Origin of the sequence: Marinomonas profundi (assembly GCF_020694005.1) — a bacterium.
In the GTDB taxonomy this organism is placed as follows: domain Bacteria; phylum Pseudomonadota; class Gammaproteobacteria; order Pseudomonadales; family Marinomonadaceae; genus Marinomonas; species Marinomonas profundi.
In genome coordinates this window covers 36685-58269 of the sequence record NZ_CP073013.1, presented here as the reverse complement: position 1 = coordinate 58269, position 21585 = coordinate 36685, and the positions used below count along the sequence as shown (strand labels likewise).

The 21585-nt window shown below is 45.8% G+C and carries 18 protein-coding genes; 12 read left to right on the top strand and 6 right to left on the bottom strand.

The window, feature by feature from the left end; genetic code table 11:
- The first annotated feature begins 28 nt into the window (after positions 1 to 28).
- The 7 genes from odhB to J8N69_RS00255 all read left to right on the top strand — a co-directional run bounded on the left by odhB (position 29) and on the right by J8N69_RS00255 (position 7422).
- Entirely contained in the window at positions 29 to 1588 is a 1560-nt protein-coding gene (odhB, locus tag J8N69_RS00285; RefSeq protein ID WP_168822128.1) for a 2-oxoglutarate dehydrogenase complex dihydrolipoyllysine-residue succinyltransferase, read from the top strand.
- Between the two features lie 86 nt (positions 1589 to 1674).
- Positions 1675 to 3114, top strand: coding sequence for a dihydrolipoyl dehydrogenase (lpdA, locus tag J8N69_RS00280; RefSeq protein ID WP_168822129.1), 1440 nt, complete (start codon positions 1675 to 1677; stop codon positions 3112 to 3114).
- Between the two features lie 89 nt (positions 3115 to 3203).
- A complete protein-coding gene (gene sucC, locus J8N69_RS00275) occupies positions 3204 to 4370 on the top strand; it encodes an ADP-forming succinate--CoA ligase subunit beta (protein WP_168822130.1) in 1167 nt (388 codons plus the stop codon).
- A 2-nt stretch (positions 4371 to 4372) separates the two neighbouring features.
- Complete coding sequence (gene sucD / locus J8N69_RS00270; RefSeq protein ID WP_168822131.1) at positions 4373 to 5245, top strand: succinate--CoA ligase subunit alpha; 873 nt, start codon at positions 4373 to 4375, stop codon at positions 5243 to 5245.
- A gap of 87 nt (positions 5246 to 5332) precedes the next feature.
- Positions 5333 to 5551, top strand: a complete 219-nt coding sequence (locus tag J8N69_RS00265) for a cysteine-rich CWC family protein (RefSeq protein WP_168822132.1) — start codon at positions 5333 to 5335, stop codon at positions 5549 to 5551.
- A gap of 86 nt (positions 5552 to 5637) precedes the next feature.
- Entirely contained in the window at positions 5638 to 6861 is a 1224-nt protein-coding gene (gene lhgO / locus J8N69_RS00260; RefSeq protein ID WP_168822133.1) for an L-2-hydroxyglutarate oxidase, read from the top strand.
- A 96-nt stretch (positions 6862 to 6957) separates the two neighbouring features.
- Positions 6958 to 7422: a polyribonucleotide nucleotidyltransferase gene (locus J8N69_RS00255; protein ID WP_168822134.1), complete on the top strand. Its 465-nt coding sequence runs from the start codon at positions 6958 to 6960 to the stop codon at positions 7420 to 7422.
- Between the two features lie 62 nt (positions 7423 to 7484).
- Here J8N69_RS00255 and J8N69_RS00250 read toward each other — a convergent pair whose 3' ends face one another.
- The 5 genes from J8N69_RS00250 to aroA form a co-directional block, all read right to left on the bottom strand.
- Positions 7485 to 7895 carry a nucleoside-diphosphate sugar epimerase/dehydratase gene (locus tag J8N69_RS00250; protein WP_168822135.1) on the bottom strand — a complete coding sequence of 137 codons (411 nt, stop codon included), beginning with the start codon at positions 7893 to 7895 and terminating at the stop codon, positions 7485 to 7487.
- 6 nt (positions 7896 to 7901) lie between these two features.
- A complete protein-coding gene (locus J8N69_RS00245) occupies positions 7902 to 8585 on the bottom strand; it encodes a response regulator (protein ID WP_211084798.1) in 684 nt (227 codons plus the stop codon).
- A complete protein-coding gene (locus J8N69_RS00240; RefSeq protein ID WP_211084799.1) occupies positions 8582 to 10216 on the bottom strand; it encodes an ATP-binding protein in 1635 nt (544 codons plus the stop codon). Before J8N69_RS00240 ends, J8N69_RS00245 begins: the two co-directional genes overlap by 4 nt.
- Before the next feature lie 96 nt (positions 10217 to 10312).
- The gene (locus J8N69_RS00235) at positions 10313 to 11596 is read right to left on the bottom strand and encodes a 2-hydroxycarboxylate transporter family protein (RefSeq protein ID WP_168822136.1); all 1284 of its coding nucleotides are present in this window, start codon (positions 11594 to 11596) and stop codon (positions 10313 to 10315) included.
- 245 nt (positions 11597 to 11841) lie between these two features.
- Complete coding sequence (gene aroA, locus J8N69_RS00230; protein WP_168822137.1) at positions 11842 to 13119, bottom strand: 3-phosphoshikimate 1-carboxyvinyltransferase; 1278 nt, start codon at positions 13117 to 13119, stop codon at positions 11842 to 11844.
- A gap of 261 nt (positions 13120 to 13380) precedes the next feature.
- Between aroA and J8N69_RS00225 the strand changes: the two genes are divergently transcribed.
- The gene (locus J8N69_RS00225) at positions 13381 to 14280 is read left to right on the top strand and encodes an aldo/keto reductase (RefSeq protein WP_168822138.1); all 900 of its coding nucleotides are present in this window, start codon (positions 13381 to 13383) and stop codon (positions 14278 to 14280) included.
- A 39-nt stretch (positions 14281 to 14319) separates the two neighbouring features.
- Here the strand turns inward: J8N69_RS00225 and J8N69_RS00220 are convergent, their stop codons facing one another.
- On the bottom strand, positions 14320 to 14829 hold the full coding sequence (locus tag J8N69_RS00220; protein ID WP_168822139.1) for a YchJ family protein: 510 nt from the start codon (positions 14827 to 14829) through the stop codon (positions 14320 to 14322).
- Positions 14830 to 14949: 120 nt separating this feature from the next.
- Here J8N69_RS00220 and sbcB point away from each other — a divergent pair, with 120 nt between their 5' ends.
- The 4 genes from sbcB (at position 14950) to J8N69_RS00200 (ending at position 21579) form a co-directional block, all read left to right on the top strand.
- Positions 14950 to 16404, top strand: a complete 1455-nt coding sequence (sbcB, locus tag J8N69_RS00215; RefSeq protein WP_168822140.1) for an exodeoxyribonuclease I — start codon at positions 14950 to 14952, stop codon at positions 16402 to 16404.
- Between the two features lie 10 nt (positions 16405 to 16414).
- On the top strand, positions 16415 to 17449 hold the full coding sequence (locus J8N69_RS00210) for an AI-2E family transporter (protein ID WP_168822141.1): 1035 nt from the start codon (positions 16415 to 16417) through the stop codon (positions 17447 to 17449).
- Positions 17450 to 17648: 199 nt separating this feature from the next.
- Positions 17649 to 19550 carry a DEAD/DEAH box helicase gene (locus J8N69_RS00205; protein ID WP_168822142.1) on the top strand — a complete coding sequence of 634 codons (1902 nt, stop codon included), beginning with the start codon at positions 17649 to 17651 and terminating at the stop codon, positions 19548 to 19550.
- Positions 19551 to 19644: 94 nt separating this feature from the next.
- Positions 19645 to 21579, top strand: coding sequence for an LTA synthase family protein (locus tag J8N69_RS00200; RefSeq protein ID WP_168822143.1), 1935 nt, complete (start codon positions 19645 to 19647; stop codon positions 21577 to 21579).
- Positions 21580 to 21585 lie beyond the last annotated feature (6 nt).

Below are 21585 nucleotides of genomic sequence, written 5' to 3'. Positions count from 1 at the left end.
TAGCCTGTCAGAGAGATAAGGGTATAAAATGAGCATTGAAATTAAAGCACCTACTTTTCCAGAATCCGTAGCCGACGGCACCGTTGCTACTTGGTATAAGCAGCCAGGCGAAGCCTGTGCACGCGATGAGCATATTGTCGACATCGAGACAGATAAAGTTGTCTTAGAAGTGGTTGCGCCTGCTGATGGTGTATTAAAAGAAATTTTAAAAGCGGAAGGCGATATCGTATTGAGCGATGAAGTATTGGCTGTTTTTGAATCTGGTGCTGTCGCGTCAGCGACTGATAAAGCGTCGGCTCCAGCGGCTGATAAAGCACCGGCTCCAGCGGCGAAAGCTGCGGCACCCGCTGCTGCTGCAAAAGAAAGCGTTCAGATCAAGGCGCCGACTTTTCCGGAGTCTGTTGCAGACGGTACGGTTGCAACTTGGTACAAACAACCAGGTGAAGCCTGTTTGCGTGATGACCATATTGTTGATATCGAAACCGATAAAGTGGTCCTAGAAGTGGTTGCACCTGCTGATGGTGTGATTGGTGATATCTTGAAAAATGAAGGTGATACCGTTCTTAGTGATGAAGTACTTGCTAACTTCTTGGTTGGCGCATCTGGCGCTGAAGCGGCACCTGCTCAGGCAGCGGCGGCTTCTACTGCTGGTGGCGATGAAGATGGTGTTGCAGGTCCTGCTGCTCGTAAAGCGCTTTCTGAAGCGGGTCTAACGGTTGCTCAAGTTAAAGGCACCGGTAAGGGCGGTCGTATTACTAAAGAAGACGTTGACGCGGCGGTTAAAGCAAAATCATCGGCTCCTGCCGCTGCAGCACCAGCCAAAGCGGCTTCTGCACCTGCTCCTAAAGCAGCAGCAGCGCCAATGGCGGCATTAGGCGCTGAAGGTCGCATCGAAAAACGTGTTCCAATGACGCGTCTTCGCGCGACTATCGCAAAACGTTTGGTTGAAGCTCAGCAAACAGCGGCTCTGTTGACCACTTACAATGAAGTGAACATGGGTCCAATCATGGAACTTCGTAAGAAATACAAAGACGAATTTATTAAGGCGCATAACGGTACTAAGCTTGGCTTTATGTCATTCTTCGTGAAAGCCGCGACGGAAGCACTTAAGCGCTTCCCAGCGGTAAACGCCTCTATCGATGGCAATGACATGGTTTACCATGGTTACCAAGATATCGGTGTGGCGGTTTCGACTGCCCGTGGTTTGATGGTGCCAGTATTGCGTAACACGGAAGCGATGGGCCTTGCGGACATCGAGTCAGCCATCATGGACTTTGCACTTCGTGGTCGTGACGGCAAGCTAGGTATGGACGACATGCAAGGTGGTACTTTTACCATTACTAACGGTGGTACTTTTGGTTCTTTGTTGTCTACGCCAATCATTAATCCACCGCAAACGGGTATCTTGGGTATGCATAAAATCCAAGAGCGTCCAATGGCGGTTAATGGTCAAGTGGTGATTCAGCCAATGATGTATTTGGCCTTGTCTTATGATCACCGTATGATTGACGGCAAAGAAGCCGTACAATTCTTGGTAACGATCAAAGACCTACTTGAAGACCCAGCACGTCTTTTACTTGAAATCTAAGTATTCGTACCAATTAATTTGTATGAATTGAATGCTGAGTGGCACTCTTAAGTGCTGCTCAGCTTGACTGAAAAATGGGACCTCTTATGTCTGATAAATTTGATGTTGTTGTAATTGGTGGCGGCCCTGGTGGTTATGTTGCCGCTATCCGAGCTGCTCAGTTAGGTTTGAAAACAGCCTGTATCGAAAAATGGTTAGACAAAGATAACAAGCCTCGCCTTGGTGGGACTTGTTTGAACGTTGGCTGTATTCCGTCTAAAGCATTGTTAGACTCTTCACAAAAATACCATGATGCAAAAGACACATTTGGCATCCATGGTATTAGCATGAAGGATGTTGCTATGAATGTTGATACTATGGTTGATCGTAAGGATAAAATCGTAGACCAATTGACAAGTGGTATCACGGGTCTTTTCAAAGCGAACGGTGTGACGAGCTTTGAAGGCTTCGGTAAAGTGCTAGCGAACAAAAAAGTAGAATTTACCGCGCATGACGGCACAGTGACGGTTCTTGAAACAGAAAATGTTATCTTGGCGACGGGCTCTGTACCGGTGAATATTCCACCGGCTCCTCGTACGGGCGACATTATTGTGGACAACCAAGGCGCATTAGATTTTCGCGCGGTACCAAAACGCCTTGGCGTTATTGGCGCGGGTGTGATTGGTTTAGAGCTTGGTTCTGTTTGGGCGCGTCTTGGTTCAGAAGTAGTGGTGCTTGAAGCGCAAGATTCTTTCCTAAGTCTCTGTGATCAAGATCTTGCTAAAGAAGCGGCGAAGATTTTCAAAAAACAGCACCTAGACATTCGCCTTGGCGCGCGCGTTACTGGCAGCCAAATCAATGGTGAAGAAGTAGAAGTGACTTACCTTGATGCAAAAGGTGAAGAGCAGAAGCAAACCTTTGATAAGTTGATTGTTGCGGTTGGCCGTAAGCCATTTACTGATGGCTGTTTGGCAGGTGATGCTGGCGTTAACCTAGATGAGCGTGGTTTTGTCTTTGTAGACGAACAATGCCGTACTTCTGTTCCGGGCGTATACGCGATTGGCGATATCGTTCGTGGTCCTATGTTGGCTCACAAAGCCTCAGAAGAAGGTGTTATGGTAGCGGATATTATCGCTGGCCATAAAGCACAAATGAATTATGACTGCATCCCGTCTGTTATTTATACTCACCCAGAACTTGCTTGGGTTGGTAAAAATGAGCAAGAGCTAAAAGCAGAAGGGATTAAGTTTAAAGTGGGTAAATTCCCATTTGCAGCGTCTGGCCGTGCTATGGCGGCGAATGACACTGATGGTTTCGTTAAAATGATTGCTTGTGAAGAAACGGACCGTATTTTAGGCTGCCATATTATTGGTGGTCATGCGGCGGATTTGATCGCTCAAGCGGTTATTGCAATGGAATTCGGTTCTACCGCGGAAGATATCGCTTTGACTGTGTTTGCTCACCCAACAGTCAGTGAAGCAGTTCATGAAGCGGCTCTAGCGGTAGATAACCACGCGATCCATATCGCAAACCGTAAAAAGCGTTAATAAAAATTGGATTTGCCGGCCATGAGCCGGCAATTTCTGTCTTAACGGGCAGAGCTTATGTCAACCATTCAGATGAGCGGAAGAATCAAATGAACTTACATGAATATCAGGCTAAACAGCTTTTTGCTGAATATGGCCTGCCAGTATCGACAGGATACGCAGTAGACACGCCTGAAGCGGCGGTTGAAGCAGCGAAGAAAATTGGTGGTGACAAGTGGGTGGTTAAAGCTCAGGTTCACGCTGGTGGTCGCGGTAAAGCGGGCGGTGTAAAGCTTGTTGATTCTTATGAAGAAGTGGCTGCGTTTACGCAAAACTGGATTGGTAAAAACCTTGTTACTTACCAAACAGACGCAAAAGGTCAGCCGGTTACTAAGATTCTTGTTGAATCCTGCACTGACATCGCCAACGAATTGTACCTAGGTGCGGTTGTTGACCGTTCTACTCGTCGCGTTGTTTTCATGGCGTCTACAGAAGGCGGCGTTGAAATTGAGAAAGTTGCTGAAGAGACTCCAGAGCTTATCCACAAAGCGATCATTGATCCTCTAGTAGGTGCTCAGCCTTACCAAGCACGTGAACTTGCCTTTAAATTGGGTCTTAACCCAACGCAAATCAAGCAGTTCACTAAAGTGTTTCTTGGCTTGTCTCAAATGTTTCACGACTACGATTTTGCGCTTCTTGAAATCAACCCTCTTGTTATCACAGAAGAAGGCAACCTTCATTGTCTAGATGGCAAAATTGGCATCGACAGCAACGCGGTTTACCGTCAGAAGAAAATGCAAGAGTTCCACGATCCATCACAAGAAGATGAGCGTGAAGCACATGCCGCTAAATGGGAACTTAACTACGTAGCGCTAGACGGTAACGTTGGCTGCATGGTAAACGGTGCTGGCTTAGCAATGGGCACAATGGACATCGTTAACCTACACGGTGGCAAACCGGCTAACTTCCTAGACGTAGGCGGCGGTGCAACAAAAGAACGTGTTGCTGAAGCATTCAAAATCATCCTGTCTGACAGCAATGTTAAAGCGGTATTGGTTAACATCTTCGGTGGTATCGTGCGTTGCGATATGATCGCTGAAGGTATTATCGGTGCGGTTGAACAAGTCGGTGTTAACGTGCCTGTTGTTGTTCGTCTTGAAGGTACAAATGCTGAGTTAGGCCGTGAAGTTCTTGCGAACTCTGGTCTAGATATCATTGCTGCAGTTAGCTTGAAAGACGCCGCTGAGCAAGTTGTTAAAGCTGCGGAGGGCAAGTAATAATGTCTATTTTAATTAATAAAGATACGAAAGTAATTTGCCAAGGTTTCACTGGCGGACAAGGTACGTTCCACTCTGAGCAAGCGATTGCTTACGGAACGAAAATGGTTGGCGGTGTGACACCTGGTAAAGGCGGTCAAACTCACCTAGGCCTACCCGTTTTTAACACAGTGAAAGAAGCGGTAGAACAAACAGGTGCAGAAGCGTCTGTGATCTACGTTCCAGCGCCTTTCGTTAAAGACTCTATCCTAGAAGCGGCTAATGCTGGTATCAAACTAATCGTTTGTATCACTGAAGGCGTGCCAACACTTGACATGCTTGACTGCAAAGTGAAATGTGACGAGCTAGGCGTACGTCTAATCGGTCCTAACTGCCCAGGTGTTATCACACCTGGTGAGTGTAAGATCGGTATCATGCCTGGTCATATCCATTTGCCAGGTAAAGTCGGTATCGTATCGCGTTCTGGTACCTTGACGTATGAAGCCGTTAAGCAAACGACGGATGCAGGTTTTGGTCAATCTACTTGCGTCGGTATCGGTGGTGATCCAATCCCAGGTACTAACTTCATCGACGTATTGGAAATGTTCCAAAACGATCCACAAACAGAAGCGATTGTGATGATCGGTGAAATTGGTGGAACAGCGGAAGAAGAAGCGGCGGCTTACATCAAAGCAAACGTGACGAAACCTGTTGTGTCTTACATTGCTGGTGTTACGGCACCTGCTGGTAAGCGTATGGGTCACGCTGGTGCGATCATTTCTGGCGGTAAAGGTACAGCTGACGAGAAATTCGCAGCATTACAAGACGCTGGTGTTAAAACGGTTCGCTCTTTAGCGGACATCGGTACTGCACTGAAAGAAATTACTGGCTGGTAAGCTAGTATTTTAAAGTGTGACTGATTATAAAATCCCTGCTGCGGCGGGGATTTTTTTTGCGTTATCACTACGTAAATGGGTGTGAAAATGAAGTGTCCTTTTTGTTTGACGGATAATGGTTGTGCTCTCGATGACTGTGCACCTGATGAGAGTCAGGCTTGTTGGTGTTTTCATGTCATCGTGCCTGACGACATGGTGGCGCTTATTCCACCTGAGCAAAAAGGTAGCGTTTGTGTTTGTCGGCAATGTATTGAGTTTTATCGCGCCGATAAGCTAGGCTTCTTAAAAGTATTTGGCTTTGATTAAAGTGCTCTCTATTGTTTGAGATGATTTGTCGCTAGCGCATAGTATTTTGTTATGTGTTTTAACAACAATAAAAAAGGAATGAGGTGATGAGTGAAGCGTTAAAAAACTCTATTTATGACATTGCTGTAATCGGTGCGGGTATTGTTGGGCTTTCGACGGCGTGGCAGTTGCTTCAGCGCTACCCCAAATATCGTATTTTACTGATCGAGAAAGAAGACGCAGTAGGGCAGCATCAGACGGGTCATAATTCCGGTGTGATTCACGCGGGTGTGTATTATGCGCCGGGCAGCCTTAAAGCGGATTTTTGTCAAAGAGGTGCAAAAGCCACAAAGGACTTTTGTCGCAAACATGATATTGAGTTTGATGAATGTGGCAAGTTACTGGTTGCCACGAACGCCGTTGAAAAAGAGCGTATGGACGCTCTGTACCTGCGTTGTCAGGATAATGGCTTGGCGGTGCATAAGCTGGACCAAGCTCAATTAAAAGCGCGTGAGCCGAATGTAAAAGGGGTGGCGGCCTTGTTTGTTCCGTCCACTGGGATTGTTAACTACCAGCAGATTTGCCAAAAGTTGGCGGAACTATTTGTGCAAAAAGGGGGTGAACTGCGCTTAAGTGCCGAGGTGATTGGTCTCGATGAAAGTCATGAACGCGTTACCATGACACTCAATAACGATGTGGTGAGTACTTCTTATTTGGTCAGCTGTGGCGGCTTGATGGCCGATCGATTGACTAAAATGCTGAGCATTCCGACGGATTTCCAAATCATCCCTTTTCGTGGTGAATATTATCAGCTACCAGCAAAGCATAATAAGATAGTGAATCATCTTATTTATCCGATCCCCGATCCTGATTTGCCTTTTTTAGGGGTGCATCTGACTCGCATGATTGATGGCTCAGTGACGGTTGGCCCTAATGCTGTGCAAGGCTGGAAGCGAGAAGGCTATGGCCGCATTAACATCAATCTGCGTGATATTATCGATATGGTGCGTTTCCCAGGGTTTTGGAAGCTACTGATGAGTCATTGGCGGACTGGCTTAATAGAAACAAAAAATTCTTGGTATAAGCCCGGCTATTTAGCGCAAGTCCAAAAGTATTGTGATCTCGTTTCCTTAGAAGACTTACAAGCTTATCCTGCGGGCATTCGGGCCCAAGCCGTGATGAAGGATGGTAGCTTGGTGCATGACTTCCTCTTTGTTCAAAGCGCTCGAACCTTACATGTTTGCAATGCACCTTCTCCAGCGGCGACCAGTGCCTTTCCGATTGGTGCCTACATCATCGACAAGCTGGACGAGCAAATAACGTCTGTTTAGTACGAAAGTATTGTGAAATAAAGGTGGCTTGCTGTGTGCTTTTTCGGTGTTTCGATATAAAGTAGTTTTTATAATAATCACCAATAGGGAATAAGTATGATTGGTTTAAAGAAAAATTTAGGTTTTACGCATTTGGCACGAGGCATTGCTGCAGCGCTGCTTGTTACGCAAGTGGCGGCGTGTGGCACCTTGCTTTACCCAGAACGTCGTGGTCAGACCAATGGTCAAATCGATGTTGGTGTTGCGGCATTAGACGCGATTGGTTTGTTGTTTTTCTTTGTTCCTGGTGTGGTGGCGTTCGGTGTGGACTTTATCACTGGGGCAATTTATTTACCGGGCGGCGGCATGGCAAGCTTAACGGAAGATGAGTTGAAGACGATTAAAAATGGTCCAGACTCGATAGATGTGGAAAAATTCAAAACCCTGATGGCGCAACGTAGCGATATTAAACTGCCTAAAAATGTTTATACAGAGCAGCTGAGAGAGGTTGCTATGTCATCGACTCAGTCTCTTAAAACAGCCATGAGCCTGTCTAACGAACGAGTTGCCTTAGCTCAGTAATAGCCATTAATACTTGGATCTTTAAGCTAGAGAGAATGCTTTAATTTAAAGATCCAACGCTATTAAGCCAAACAAGCCTGATACACCATTTCCCGCATTGTCGCCAAATCTTGATCCTGTTCTAGGGTGATTAATTTGGCTTTTGTCTTCAAGATCCCGTCCCAAATATTGTCTGCGATGTGAATAGATTCACCCTGTATTTGGATGATCAAGGCAACCTCGTGTTTGCGAACGAGGGCCGATATTTCGCTGGGAGAAAAAACAGTAGCGCCATGAACCTGAGTGCGGTTGTTCCATGGCTCATCATCGATAAACGCTGTAATCTCGATAGTTTGTTGGGCCTGTTTATTGTTGTCGAGTAAGGTTTTTGCTAAGGAAAAACATCGATAATCTATGCCAATAAAAATGACTTTCTTGGGCGCTGGCTTACGTTGGAAAAGCGGTTTTAAAATACGCGCGAGAGGATTGTTCATCAGCCACTAAACCGTTTTACTGTAGCGTTGTTTTGGTCGTCCACCGGTTTTGTAATCTAGGCTCATGCTGACTTGGCCTTGGGTCTCTAAGTATTCAAGATAGCGTCTGGCGGTGATGCGGCTAAGGTTAATGGCTTCGCCAATGTCCTCAGCGGTGAATGGGCGGTTATCTAGGGTGTCTAGATAGTGAGTGAGTTTATCCAAGGTGTTTTCATCGATGCCTTTCGGCGTTTTTCGGCTGCTGTCTTGTGTGGCGCTTTTGCGAAAAAGTGCGTCAATAGCTTGCTGATCAATGGTATTGTTTTGAGTGAGGCGTTTTTTGAAGTCCAAATAGTCATCAAGCGCCTGAAGTACTCGAGACATGCGAATGGGTTTGACAAGATAGTCCATGACGCCAAGTTGAATGGCTTTTTCGATCGTGGCGGTTTCTCTCTCTGCGGTGGTCATGATAAAAGCGCTTTTCATGCCTTTGCTTTTTAACCGCTTTATCAGTTCGACGCCGTTGCCATCCGGTAGGCTAATGTCGACCATAATCAATTCTGGTTCGAACGCTTCGGCTTTTAGCTCGGCTTCTAGCAGGCTTTCACAGGCGGCGACCACATAAAAATCACGATGCTGATTGATGGTGTTTTCTAATACATAGCTAGCACGTAGGTCATCTTCCACTATCATCACAGGAATTCGATTCATCTTGTTAGCGCTCGTTTATCTAAATAAATACTAAACACAGTGGTATTCACCTCACTGCGTTCCCAATCAAGGCTGCCGTGATATTGATCGACTACTTTTTTGACCAAATAGAGCCCAATGCCATGTTGTTCTGTATTGTGTTTGCTGCTGACGCCAAAATCCAATATGCGGCTTTCTAGTTTTTCATCCACACCGGCACCGCTGTCTTCGATTTGGATCATGATGTGTGCATTACGATCACTGATGTAGAGTTTAACAAAAGGCGAGGTGATAAGTCTGTTAGACCAAGCGGCTAATAGAGCATTGTCTATTAAATTTCCTACTAACGTGACCAATGTTTCATTGGTTTTAGGCGGGTATCTACCAAGCTGGCAATCACGTTCGATTAGCATCTCGACTTTTAAGTCTTTGGCTTTGTTGTGTTTGGCGAAGATAAGTCCAGCAACGGCGCTGTTTTCAATGGTTTTTATAATACGCCTCAAAGCGGCTTGATCACCATCGCTTTCTTGCTGTAGGAATTCTATGGCATCCTCGTAATGTTCTGCTTGCAGCATGCCGGACAGCACATTTAAACGATTGGCGTATTCATGGGTTTTTGCGCGCAATAAATCGGCGTAGTTTTTGCTGGCTGTTAGCTCTTGTTCTAAGGATTTTTCGCCGTGATCAGGAAAGAATACAATGACGTATCCTACGTCGCCTTTTTTTCCTTTTATTGGGTATAAGGTCGCCATAAACTCTCGCTTGCCTAAGCTGAAGCGGTTTTGTGTGATTTGACCTTTGGCTTCTAAAGCAAAATGAGAAAGGCTTTGCGATTGCTTACTCAAGGGTTGTTTGATCACCTGTGATGGACTGAGCACATTCATGGTTAACCATTCAACCGCCATGCTGTTAATGGCCGTGACATTTAGCTCATGGTCGATGGCAATAATGCCGTCACGGATACTGTCTAAAATCAATTCATGCTCTTTGAATTTTTGTACTATCTCTTCTGGTTCGAGGCACAAAAAAGTGCGTTTTAGCTTAGCAATTAATACGACCGCGATAATCACGCCCAGTAAATACACAAAGGCGACCAATAAACCGGCCTCTCTAAGGTGTTGATAAATTAATTCGCTGGTGGTTTTTGATAGGTAGCCGACACTCACCGCGCCAATAGTGCCGCTATTGTCTTTGATGGGGGTGAAGTTACGAATGGCTTCACCTAAGGAACCACTGGCTAAACTGGTTGAGTCTATGCCTTGCCGTAAAGTGGGGTAAACGTCATCACCGATAAAGGTCTCTCCAACCAGAGAAGGGGTAGGGTGACTAAGGCGTATGGCCTGTTTATCGACGACGACAATGTAGGAAGCGTCCGTTTGGCGGCGAAGGTTCTCGATATGCTGTTCGAGAGATAAGTGCTGTCCGCGGTTACTGGCTTGCACCGCCTGAATGACTTTTTCGTCATGCGCGACAACGCGTGCTAACTCTAATCCTCGTTTGTTAATGCCATCCAAATACGCGTTTTGTAAGGAGTAACCAAAGACTAGGGCGACAGCAACGATAATAATAGTAATGGTCGAGATCGTGATTAAGGCAAGATAAGACTTGAGCGTCATTGCGGCTTCATTACCATGAAAAAGAAGAAGCGCCATTATACCGCATACAGAGTAAGGGCTAAACAAAAGGCAAAATAGAAAAGGCAAAAACAAGATGTGTTTTTGCCTTTGTGTTGAAAGGGGGAAAGCCAGTTAAGCGATGGCTTGAACCACCAGCGTTGCCAGAATCAGCATAAAAGCGCCGCCAATTCGAGACGATATCTGTGCAAAAGGCATCAGCTCCATACGCTTACTGGCCGCAAGTACCGCCACATCGCCAGTTCCGCCCATGTTTGCCATGCAAAGGCCGCCAGTAATGGCCGCTTCGATAGGGTAGAAACCCATTAACCAGCCAATTAAACCCGCGCCAAACACGGCACCAAGAACGGTGATTAATACGAGCAAAAAGTACATAGGAGACAAAGCGTCTAGAATTTGGTTTAGATCCGTATAAGCCACCCCAATACCAACTAATAAGGCCGGAGTTAAATTGCCTACGACAAATTTATACCAAGAGAAAGCCGCTTGCTCTAGTCCTTTAGGCATGATGCCAGACACCTTGATTAGGGCGATTGATAGAATCATCAAGGCATAAGTATGCATGCTGATATAGTCTGATAACAGAGTGCCAAGGAAATACATACTGACGGCTAATAATGCGCCAACACCTAAAATAGTGATGTTAAGCGGTGCGTTTTTTTGACCCTCTTCTTCAATGGTTTTTTGCCCACGAATCAGTTGGCCGTTGCCCGTAAGGCTAGGAGCCATTTGACCAAGCTTATTTAATAAGCCAGCGATGACAATGGCAATCGCATTACCAATTGCCAGCGCTGGAACCATTTGCGACATGAGGGATTCGGCGCTCATTCCCGTCTTTCCAGACATGATTTCAACCAGAGGCACAGCCCCCGCGCCCATACCGCCGCCCATAATAGGAAGAGCGATCAGCATCACAGAGTCATAAAAACTTTTGCTCACTAACATGCCCACTAGGCCTGTAAACACACAAGCAAAGAAAGCAGCCCCTAAAATAACAGGAATGTACTTAAGCGCGGCTTTTTTTAGGGTTTGCCTGTCCATACCAAAGATGGAACCTGTTACAAGACTGGCTACATAAAAAGACAAGAAGCCACCGCTTTTCATAAAAGTCGTGACGTTGTTTTCGGCGCTGGAAGGGAAAAAATCGCTGTGAAATAAGTAAGCAGAACCGAAAATCACCACGATGGCACCACCACCAAAAAACTGGTTGATAATCGGCGTTCTATCCCCAACATAATTAAGGATAAAGCCAACAATAACCATAATGCCTAACGCCCCTATCATTCCGCTAGGCATTTTACCCGCGAAAGTGGCTAATAAAATAGTGATAGCGGCAATAGCCAGTATGATTTTACTGGTGCGTTGATCTTGCACCGTCATAACATCGTTAGTGATCATGATAGACTCTCTTTTTTTGCTTGTTTTTAATATGCCCGCAGTCTACCAAGCTTCCTTCTAAGCGGAAGTTACTTTCCTTTAATGAAACTAAAAAATGCTTTTGAAGCTTTTGTAACTAATTTTTTTGCCGAATTTGCACGAGAGAAAGGAGTGTTTATCCATAGTGAGCGGAATGAAGATGATTTGGTAAGAGGGAGGAGTAACTCGCATCATTTTAAATCTTAAAATGATGCGAGGGTCAGTTTTTAGCGAGCAATGCTGTTGAAGAGCTCGAAGTAGGTGGGAAAGGTTTTCGATGTGCATCCTGGGTCGTTGATTGTCACTGGGGTGTTTGAGAAGGCAACCAGTGAAAAACACATGGCAATGCGGTGGTCGTTGTAGGTGTCGATTGCGGCATGTTTTAAATTGTTAACGGGTGTGATGGTGATAAAGTCTTTGCCTTCAATGACCTCGGCGCCAAGTTTTTTAAGTTCGGTTGCCATGGCGTATAGTCGGTCAGTTTCCTTGACGCGCCAGTTGTAGATGTTGCGAATCGTGGTTGGGCCTTTGGCGAAGAGTGCGGTGGTGGCGATGGTCATGGCAGCATCTGGGATGTGGTTCATGTCGAGGTCGACGCCATTGAGTTCGTTTCTCTCTGCTTCTATCCATGTTGGGCCGTAGGTGATTTTTGCGCCCATCTTGGCCAGGACATCGGCAAATTTCACGTCGCCTTGGACGCTGTCTGTGCCCACGCCATGTACTTTGATTTTGCCACCGGCAATGGCGGCGGCGGCTAGGAAGTAAGACGCAGAAGAAGCGTCGCCTTCGACCATGATGTCACCAGGGCTCTGGTAAGTTTGTCGGCCTTTAACAACGAATGCTTGGTAATTTTGGTTTTCTACTTCGACGCCGAATTGCTTCATGGTATGCAGCGTGATGTCTATGTATGGCTTAGAGACCAATTCACCGTCAACCTTGATAGTTAAGTCGTCTTTTGCCATTGGCGCGCTCATTAAAATGGCGGTAAGAAACTGGCTGGAAATGTTGCCTTTGATCGACACTTCTCCGCCCGATAAGCCATTGGCTTTAATGCACAGAGGAGGGTAGTTGGCTTCACCTTCATACGATATGTCGACGCCAAGAGCCTGCAACGCGTCAACTAGATCTCCGATTGGGCGTTCATGCATACGAGGCTCACCATGTAAGTGAAACTCACCATGACCTAAACAAAGGGCGGCGGTTAGAGGTCGCATGGCGGTGCCGGCGTTGCCAAGAAATAAATCGCCAAATGGCGCTTTAATTGGGCCACCAAGTCCTTCTAATATACAGGTGGTGCCGTTATCTTCTAATGAGTAGTTGACGCCTAATTTAGTCAGGCTTGCGAGCATATGATGAATGTCGTCACTGTCCAATAGATTGGTAATTTTAGTGGTGCCTTTGGCCAGTGTTGCTAAAAGCAAAATGCGGTTAGAGAGGCTTTTTGAGCCTGGAATTTGGATTTCTCCATTGGCATTAGAAAGAGGGCCTAGCGTTATTGAGTTCATTATTAAGTCCATCACAGTGTTGTGTTTATTAGTAAGTAGCGTGTCGCTGCGAGAGTGTTCTGTGTTGCTCAAAAATATTTGTTATCGGTGGTGTCTTATTTATGTTGGTGGTCGCGTCGCTCTATTAATCAGAGGTCAGTCTTGAATGAGGCATAGTATACCTTCGATGATCTGTTGTGTCAGTCTTGCAAAACATCTACATGAATCGGTTTTTGCGGGTAGAATGGCGATTATTAAAAATAACATGAAAGGAGTATTTCTATGAGGCACCAATATCACCCTCTTGGTTTTGAAGGGTCGCGCATAGCTCAAGGTTTTTGGCGAATGCAAGAATGGGATATGACGTCTCAGGAGGCCTTAGGGTTTATTGAAGGCTGTTTGGATCTAGGCGTTACAACATTCGACCATGCTGACATTTATGGCGATTATCAGTGCGAGGTTTTGTTCGGTGAAGCGCTTAAACAAAAGCCCGTGCTGCGCGATAAGATGGAGATAATGACTAAATGCGGGATTTTATTGCCTTCGACGCATCGACCAGACATTCGTATTCATCGTTATGATTATCGTGCGGAGCATATTATAGCCAGTGTCGATCGCTCTTTGGCAAACTTGCAATGCGAATATATTGATACGCTATTGCTGCATCGCCCCAGTCCATTGATGGACGCTGATGAGGTGGCTCAGGCTTTTGATCTATTATTCACACTTGGCAAAGTGAAGCATTTCGGCGTGTCGAATTTCACCGCACAACAGTTTGATTTGTTGCAGTCGCGTCTTGATGTGCCATTGATTGTTAATCAAGTGGAATTGTCGCCGCTGGCATTACCGCATTTTGAGGATGGCACGCTGGATCACCTGCAGCGACACGCGGTAACGCCAATGGCGTGGTCGCCTTTTGCGGGAGGGGAGTTGTTCTCTGGTACAAGCGACAAAGCAAAGCGAGTTCAAGCGGTATTGAGTGATTTGGCGCAAGAAAAGAACTGTGCTGTTGATCAAATCGTCGTGGCGTGGTTGTTACGTCATCCCGCCGGTATTTGCCCTGTTATGGGGTCTGGGAAAGTGGCTCGTTTAAGCGCCGCAACGCAAGCCTTGTCTATATCATTAAGCGATGACGACTGGTTTCGTGTTTGGGTGGCGTCTCAAGGTCATCCCGTGCCGTAGCGTCTCTTTTGTCATCGCCTATCTTGTTGTGCGGTTAGATTAGCTAGCCGCACAACATTTCTTGAATTTCTTGCCTGACCCACATAAGCAAGGGTCGTTTCTTCCCAGTTTCATCGCAGCAGAGTTAATCAGTGGTGTGTTTTTGGCAATGTCATGCTCACCTGAAATATAGAACCATTGGTCTTTTACTTTTTTAAAGACGGAGCGTTCGTTTAAACAGCCAATGTGTTTGCCTTCTTTAAAGTGCGCGGAAAAAGCCACTGTGCCTTGTTTGTCTTTTTCTGAGCCTTCTTCTGTGGCGTTGATTTCAAGTTTTATCCATTGAGTATATTCGTTGCTGTCTTGTATGTCGGAGGCTGACTGGTTGGGGGCTTCTTTGAGTTTTTGTGTGGCGGCAATGTAATCAAAATGGCCAAGAGAAAAGGCCGTATAACGAGAGCGCATTAATGCTTCTGCAGTTGGCGCTGTGCCAGGGTTGTTATGGTACATACCACAACACATCTCATAGGGGCTGCCTGTTCCGCATGGACAATTTACTGGGGTTGGCATAGATTACTCCTCTCATCGCCAAATGCACTTTCTTAAATGTACTTTCTCAAATGCATTTTCACAAATGTACTTTAAGGTGCGTATAATACCTTTTTATTTAACGGCTAACAGGAATTATTTGTGACCTCATCGGGCCCTACTTCATTTTTTTGGTTTGACTTTGAAACAACCGGAACGGACCCAGCACGAGATCGTCCTATGCAATTTGCAGGGCTTCGAACCGACTTAGATTTTAATCCGATTGGCGAGCCGGTGATGTTTTATTGTCGCTTGGCGGAAGATGTGCTGCCTCAGCCAGAGGCCTGTTTGTTGACGGGAATCAGTCCGCAAGATGCCAACCGTGAAGGTTTGTGTGAAGCGGAATTTATGCAGGCGATCGAGGCGGAATTGTCATTGCCCGGCACCTGTGCGCTGGGCTATAACTCGATTCGTTTTGATGACGAGGTGGTTCGTCATGGCTTTTATCGTAACTTTATTGATCCTTACGCAAGAGAGTGGCAGAACCATTGTTCGCGCTGGGACATTATTGATTTAGTGAGAATGACTTACGCCATGCGTCCTGATGGCATTGTCTGGCCGAAAGGCGAAGATGGCCAGGTTTCGATGAAACTTGAAGCGCTAACAAAAGCCAATGACATCGCTCACGAGCAGGCCCATGATGCGTTGTCAGATGTTTACGGCACGATTGAAATGGCTAAGTTGATTCGTAATAAGCAGCCTAAGTTGTTCAGCTATTATTTGAAAATGCGCCAAAAACATGAATTACAGCAATTCATTGATATTGCGAGATTAAAGCCCTTTTTGCATATTTCAGGCATGTTTGGTCAAGCGAGGCATTATGCAGCGTTTGTCGTGCCAATTGCGCCACATCCCACCAATAAAAATGGCGTGGTTGTGTTTGACCTAATGGCGGACGCACAACCGCTGATTGATCTGAGTGTTGAGGAGATTCGTCACCGCGTGTTTACGCGCCAAGACGAGTTAGGCGATTTAGAAAGGCTGCCACTCAAAGTGATTCATTACAATAAATCACCCGCGGTTGCGCCAGCGACCTTTTTAAAAGACGCGGAAGTCGTAAAGCGTCTTGGCTTGGATGGTGCGGTTTGTCGTCATAATCTTGCCATGATAAAAGGGCACACTGAGCTGGCGGCAAAATTGAGTGAGGTGTTTTTACAAGAAGAGCGACCGATTCAGAAAGACCCTGACACCATGCTGTATTCTGGTGGTTTCTTCTCTCGTGAAGATAAGGCTAGAATGGAAACCATTCGCTCGACACCGGCCGAGCATTTAGCCGAATTGGCCTTGTCGTTTGACGATCGACGCTTGCCAGAAATGTTGATGCGCTATATTGGGCGTAATTATCCAGATCAATTAAACGATCAGCAACGTATGGAATGGGAAGAGTATCGTCAGCTTCGTCTGCTTGAAAAAGACGGCGGAGGGTCTATTAATATGGAACAATATTTTGAACGTTTGAATCAGCTTGCTCAAACGCCAGACTTGCCTGCGGCAAAGCAAATTATGCTGCAGGATTTAGCCGACTATGCGCAAAGCATTTATCCTATAGCACTGTAAGGACATAAAAATGAGTGAACAATCTTCAGGAACTCACTGGTTGGTCGGTTTTGCTGCTTTTATTATTATTATTGCTGGTTTAAAGGCGGCCTCTCAAATCGTGGTGCCTTTTATGCTGTCGGTGTTTATTGCGATTATTTGTGCGCCCGTGATGTCGAGTTTGCGCCAGCGCAAAGTGCCGACTTGGTTGGCCATTATATTGGTGGTTTTATTAATATTGGTCGGAATCGGCTCTTTGGCCTTACTGGTTGGGGCCTCGCTAGATAATTTTTCGAATCAATTGCCCAGCTATAAGGAGCGCTTTGCGGAAGAAATGTCGAGTCTTATTGACGTGGTGAGTCGTTTGGGCTTGCCTATTTCTTATGATCAAGTGAAAGGCTATGTTGACCCTTCTGCATTGATGCAGATGGTGGCAAATGCATTACGAGGACTAGGCAGCGCGTTGACCAATCTTGTTCTGGTGGTGATGATTGTGATTTTTATTCTTTTTGAGGCGGTGGAGTTGCCTAAAAAACTGTCTTTAGCCTTGCATGATGCCTCGAACTCTTTGCAAAAATTTGAGTCATTCATTCAGTCCGTTAATCGCTATTTGGTGATCAAAACGCTTGTTAGCATCCTGACGGGGGTGTTGATCACCTTTTGGCTTTGGATATTAGGGGTTGATTTTCCTATCTTATGGGGTGTGTGTGCTTTCTTATTGAATTTTGTACCGAACATCGGCTCCATTATTGCCGCCGTGCCCGCGGTATTGTTGGCATTTGTTCAGCTTGGTAGCTTGTCTGCGGGTTTGACTGCGGCGGGTTTTTTAGCCGTGAATTTAGTGGTGGGAAATATGATTGAGCCTCGCTACATGGGAAAAGGCCTAGGCTTGTCGACCTTGGTTGTGTTTCTCTCTTTATTATTGTGGGGCTGGGTGTTTGGTCCAGTCGGTATGCTGCTGTCGATTCCTCTGACTATTATTATGAAGTTGGCGTTTGAGGCGAACCCTAAAATGCACTGGTTGGCGATTATGATTGATTCTGAGACGAGCCAGCCTAAGCGTTGATGTATTCAGCATTCAGGCACTTTAATTCCGGTACCTTCATTTAGCGTGCGCTAAGCCAGTAAGATCTTATTTATAAGCTTACTGGCTTTTTTTTCTTTTTTCACGTATACTTCGCCATCGGATTTTCGTCCGAAGAATTCTATTAGGGCATGTAAATTTTTACACGCCTTATACTCACCAATAAAAGGTACTAATTTACATGTCTGACGCTGATACTCAGCCTACATTTGATTCGTTGGGCCTAATCGCCCCTGTTCTTAAAGCGGTTGCTGACCTAGGTTACGAGCAACCATCTGCTATCCAAGCGCAAAGTATTCCATATCTATTAGAAGGTCGAGACCTTTTGGGGCAAGCGCAGACGGGTACTGGTAAGACAGCGGCGTTCGCGCTTCCGTTACTGTCTCGCATTGACGTTACAGATAAAACGACACAATTACTTGTACTGGCTCCTACCCGTGAACTTGCTATTCAGGTTGCTGAAGCATTTCAAAGCTACGCCCGTAATCTTCCCGATTTTCATGTCTTGCCTATTTATGGCGGTATGTCATACGACACTCAACTGCGCCAGCTAAAGCGTGGTGTTCAAGTTGTGGTCGGTACGCCTGGTCGTGTGATGGATCATATTCGTCGTAAAACGCTGAAATTGGACACGCTAAAAGCGTTGGTTCTGGATGAAGCGGACGAAATGTTGCGCATGGGATTCATCGACGATGTCGAATGGATTCTTGAGCAAACACCACCGACACGTCAAATCGCTTTGTTCTCGGCTACGATGCCGGCGGTGATTCGTCAAGTGGCCAACCGTCACTTGAATAATCCGAAAGAAGTGAAAATTGTCACTAAAACGTCTACGGCGATGACGATTACGCAAAAATATTGGCCAGTAAGCGGCTTGCATAAGCTAGACGCTTTGACTCGTATTCTTGAAATGAATGAACACGATGGCATGATCATCTTCGTTCGTACTAAAGCGGCAACCGTTGAATTGGCTGAAAAGCTAACCGCACGCGGCCATGCTTGTGAAGCCTTAAATGGTGACATCAGCCAAAATCTACGTGAGCGTACCGTTGAGCGCATTAAGAATGGTCAAATTGACATTCTTGTAGCGACAGACGTTGTAGCACGTGGTTTGGACGTAGAACGCGTTAGTCACGTTGTTAACTATGACATTCCATACGATACGGAATCTTATGTTCACCGTATCGGTCGTACTGGTCGTGCTGGTCGTTCAGGTACAGCGATATTGTTCGTTGCTCATCGTGAGCGTCGTATGTTGCAAGCCATTGAGCGTGCGACTCGTCAGCCAATCGAAAGTATGACATTGCCAACGGCGTCAGATATTAATGCGCACCGTGTTGATCGCTTTAAACAGCGTATTACCGATGTTATGGACAATGAAAATCTAGACTTTTTCCTAGATCTTGTTCAAGGCTATCAAAAAGAGAACGAAGTCGACCCATTGAAAATGGCCGCGGCTTTGGCTCACATGGCGCAAGGCAAAACACCGCTACTGTTGTCTGAGATGGAAGTTCGCCAAGAGCGCAGAGAGCGACGTGATGACCGTGATGGTTCTCGTGGCGATCGCGGAGACAGGGGTGATCGTGGAGACAGAGGCGATCGTGGAGACAGAGGTGATCGTGCACCGCGTGAGCGTAAAGTTCGCCCTGTTACTGCAGAGGCAATGCCATTAAAAGATGACCCAAATACCGCTATGACACGCTACGTCGTTCAAGTGGGTTACAGTGATGGTGTTAAGCCTGGCAACATTGTTGGCGCTATTGCCAATGAAGCTGACATTGAAAGTCGCTATATCGGCCACATCGAAATCTATGAAGATTTTGCTACCGTCGATTTGCCATCTAGTTTAAGTGCAGAAGCACTGGGCAAGTTGAGCAAAACACGTATTTGTGGTCAGCGTACTGATATTGCTCAGCTTCAAAATGCTGATGAGCTAAATAAGCGCGCTGCAGCGCCTTCTACTCGTAAGCGTCCAGCGGGTGGCGGTGAACGTCGTCGTCCAAACGCGGGTGCTGGCGGTCGTGATCGTGATGCAAATCGCGGTGCTGAGCGTCGCCCAAGAGCGCCACGCAAAAACAGCTAAATTGTGTAAATAATACCGATAAAAAGCCGCATTTATGCGGCTTTTTTTGTATGATATGTCACTCAATATTGACATTGGATAAATAAGGTCGGCTATGTTGCGAAGCATTCGGTTAAAACAACAAGAAAAAAACATAACACCGCTTGTCTTTTTGGGTTATGGGTTACTGTTCACAACCTTAGGGCTAATATTCACAAGATTGTTTTTCTTTTTTATTCACATGGGCTATTTTTCAGCCGAACCGGTGGGGGATATTTTTCTCGCCTTGTTGCACGGTGTGCGATTCGACCTGTCTATCGTTGCTTTATTAAACACTCCTATTCTGCTTCTTTTGTTCGCTCTCATTTGGTTTCGCGCTCTCGCCCGTCTCTGCATGGCGTTGGTGTTGTTCTATTTATGTTTGGTTGATATTCCGATGGTTATTATCAATCTGATCGACTCGGTTTATTTTCCCTACACGGGGCGCCGAAGTGGTCCTGAAGTTTTTTCCATGTTTAATGATGTGCGGTCACAGTTTCCAGAGCTGATTTTTGTGTATTGGGGATATGCTGCTGGTAGTGTGGCTTTATTGATTGGTTATGTTTGGTGTTTGTTTGCGATAAAAAAGCGTGTCAAAACAGTGTCTATCAGGGCGTCTTTATTGGTTTTGATGTGTCTTGTGTTGACTGTGGTGTTTATTATTGTGGGTCGGGGCGGTTTGCAATCTAAGCCTATTCGCGCTTTAAACGCCTACAGTTATCCTTCGAGTGCGTTGGGTGCGCTGGTTTTGAATACACCATTTTCTTTATTGCGAGAAGAGGCTGATGATTTGAAACGAGTGCAATACTTTTCCTCTGATAATGACATCAAAGCGGCGCTGCAGCTTGGGTCGCCAGAGGAAGAAAGTGCGACGATTAAAAAGCATAATGTGATTATTTTGATACTAGAAAGCTTTGGGCTTGAGTATTTTGGTCCTCCTTACGGGCTTCATTCTTATGCGCCTTTTTTGCAGCAACTGTCTCAGCAGGGGCGCTTTTTTCCTAATGGCGTTGCTAATGGTCGTCGCTCAATAGAAGCGGTGCCTTCTATTTTGGCGGGTATTCCTTCATTGATGTCGGAAGCGTATATGCGTTCTCCTTACCAATCAAATACCGTATATGGATTGGGGGGGATAGTGGCACCTTATGGCTACAGCAGTGCTTTTTTTCATGGGGCTAAGAATGGCAGTATGTATTTTGATGACACCACATACCGTTTTGGTTTTCAGCAATACTATGGGTTGGATGAATACCCAGATGATGCTCAGTTTGATGGCCAGTGGGGGATTTTCGACGAGCCATTTTTGCAATTTGCAGCGCAAGAAATAGATAAAATGCCCGAGCCGTTTATGGTGGGTATGTTTACCATCAGCTCCCACCCGCCTTATACGCTGCCAAAGCAATATGAAGGTGTGATCCAAGAAGGTGAGATTCCAATGCATCGGGTCGTGCAATACACTGATATGGCGCTAAAGCGTTTTTTTGAAACGGCAGCGACAAAGGATTGGTACAAAGATACCTTGTTTGTTATCACCGCGGACCATACCTCTGATAATTTTGATCGACGTTTTGCGTCTTCATTGGGGCGTCATCAAATTCCTATTATTTTGTACCAGCCAAATGAAGGTATCGAGTCGGGTGTTGTGACCGAAATCGCCCAGCAAATTGACATTCCAGCGACTGTTATTGACTATTTGAATTTGCCAGAAAAGGATAAAACTTTGCCATTTGGTCGTTCACTGTTGGTGGAAAATAGTCAGGCAGATGCGATCATTCAAGCAGAAGACGCTTATTGGTTGTTGTCTCAAGACAAATATGTGAAGTTGCCCATGGCGCAAAATGCACCCTTTGAGACGGGCTATTTGCCTAGTACATTTGTAACACCATTAGAGCAGAGTAATCCGACAGACTTCGAGCAATTAGAGCGTCGATTAAAGGCCTATGTGCAAATTTATATCAATGGGTTGATTGATAATACTCTGTATCGCTTTTCACCTGAAAAATCACCGTAGGTTTTA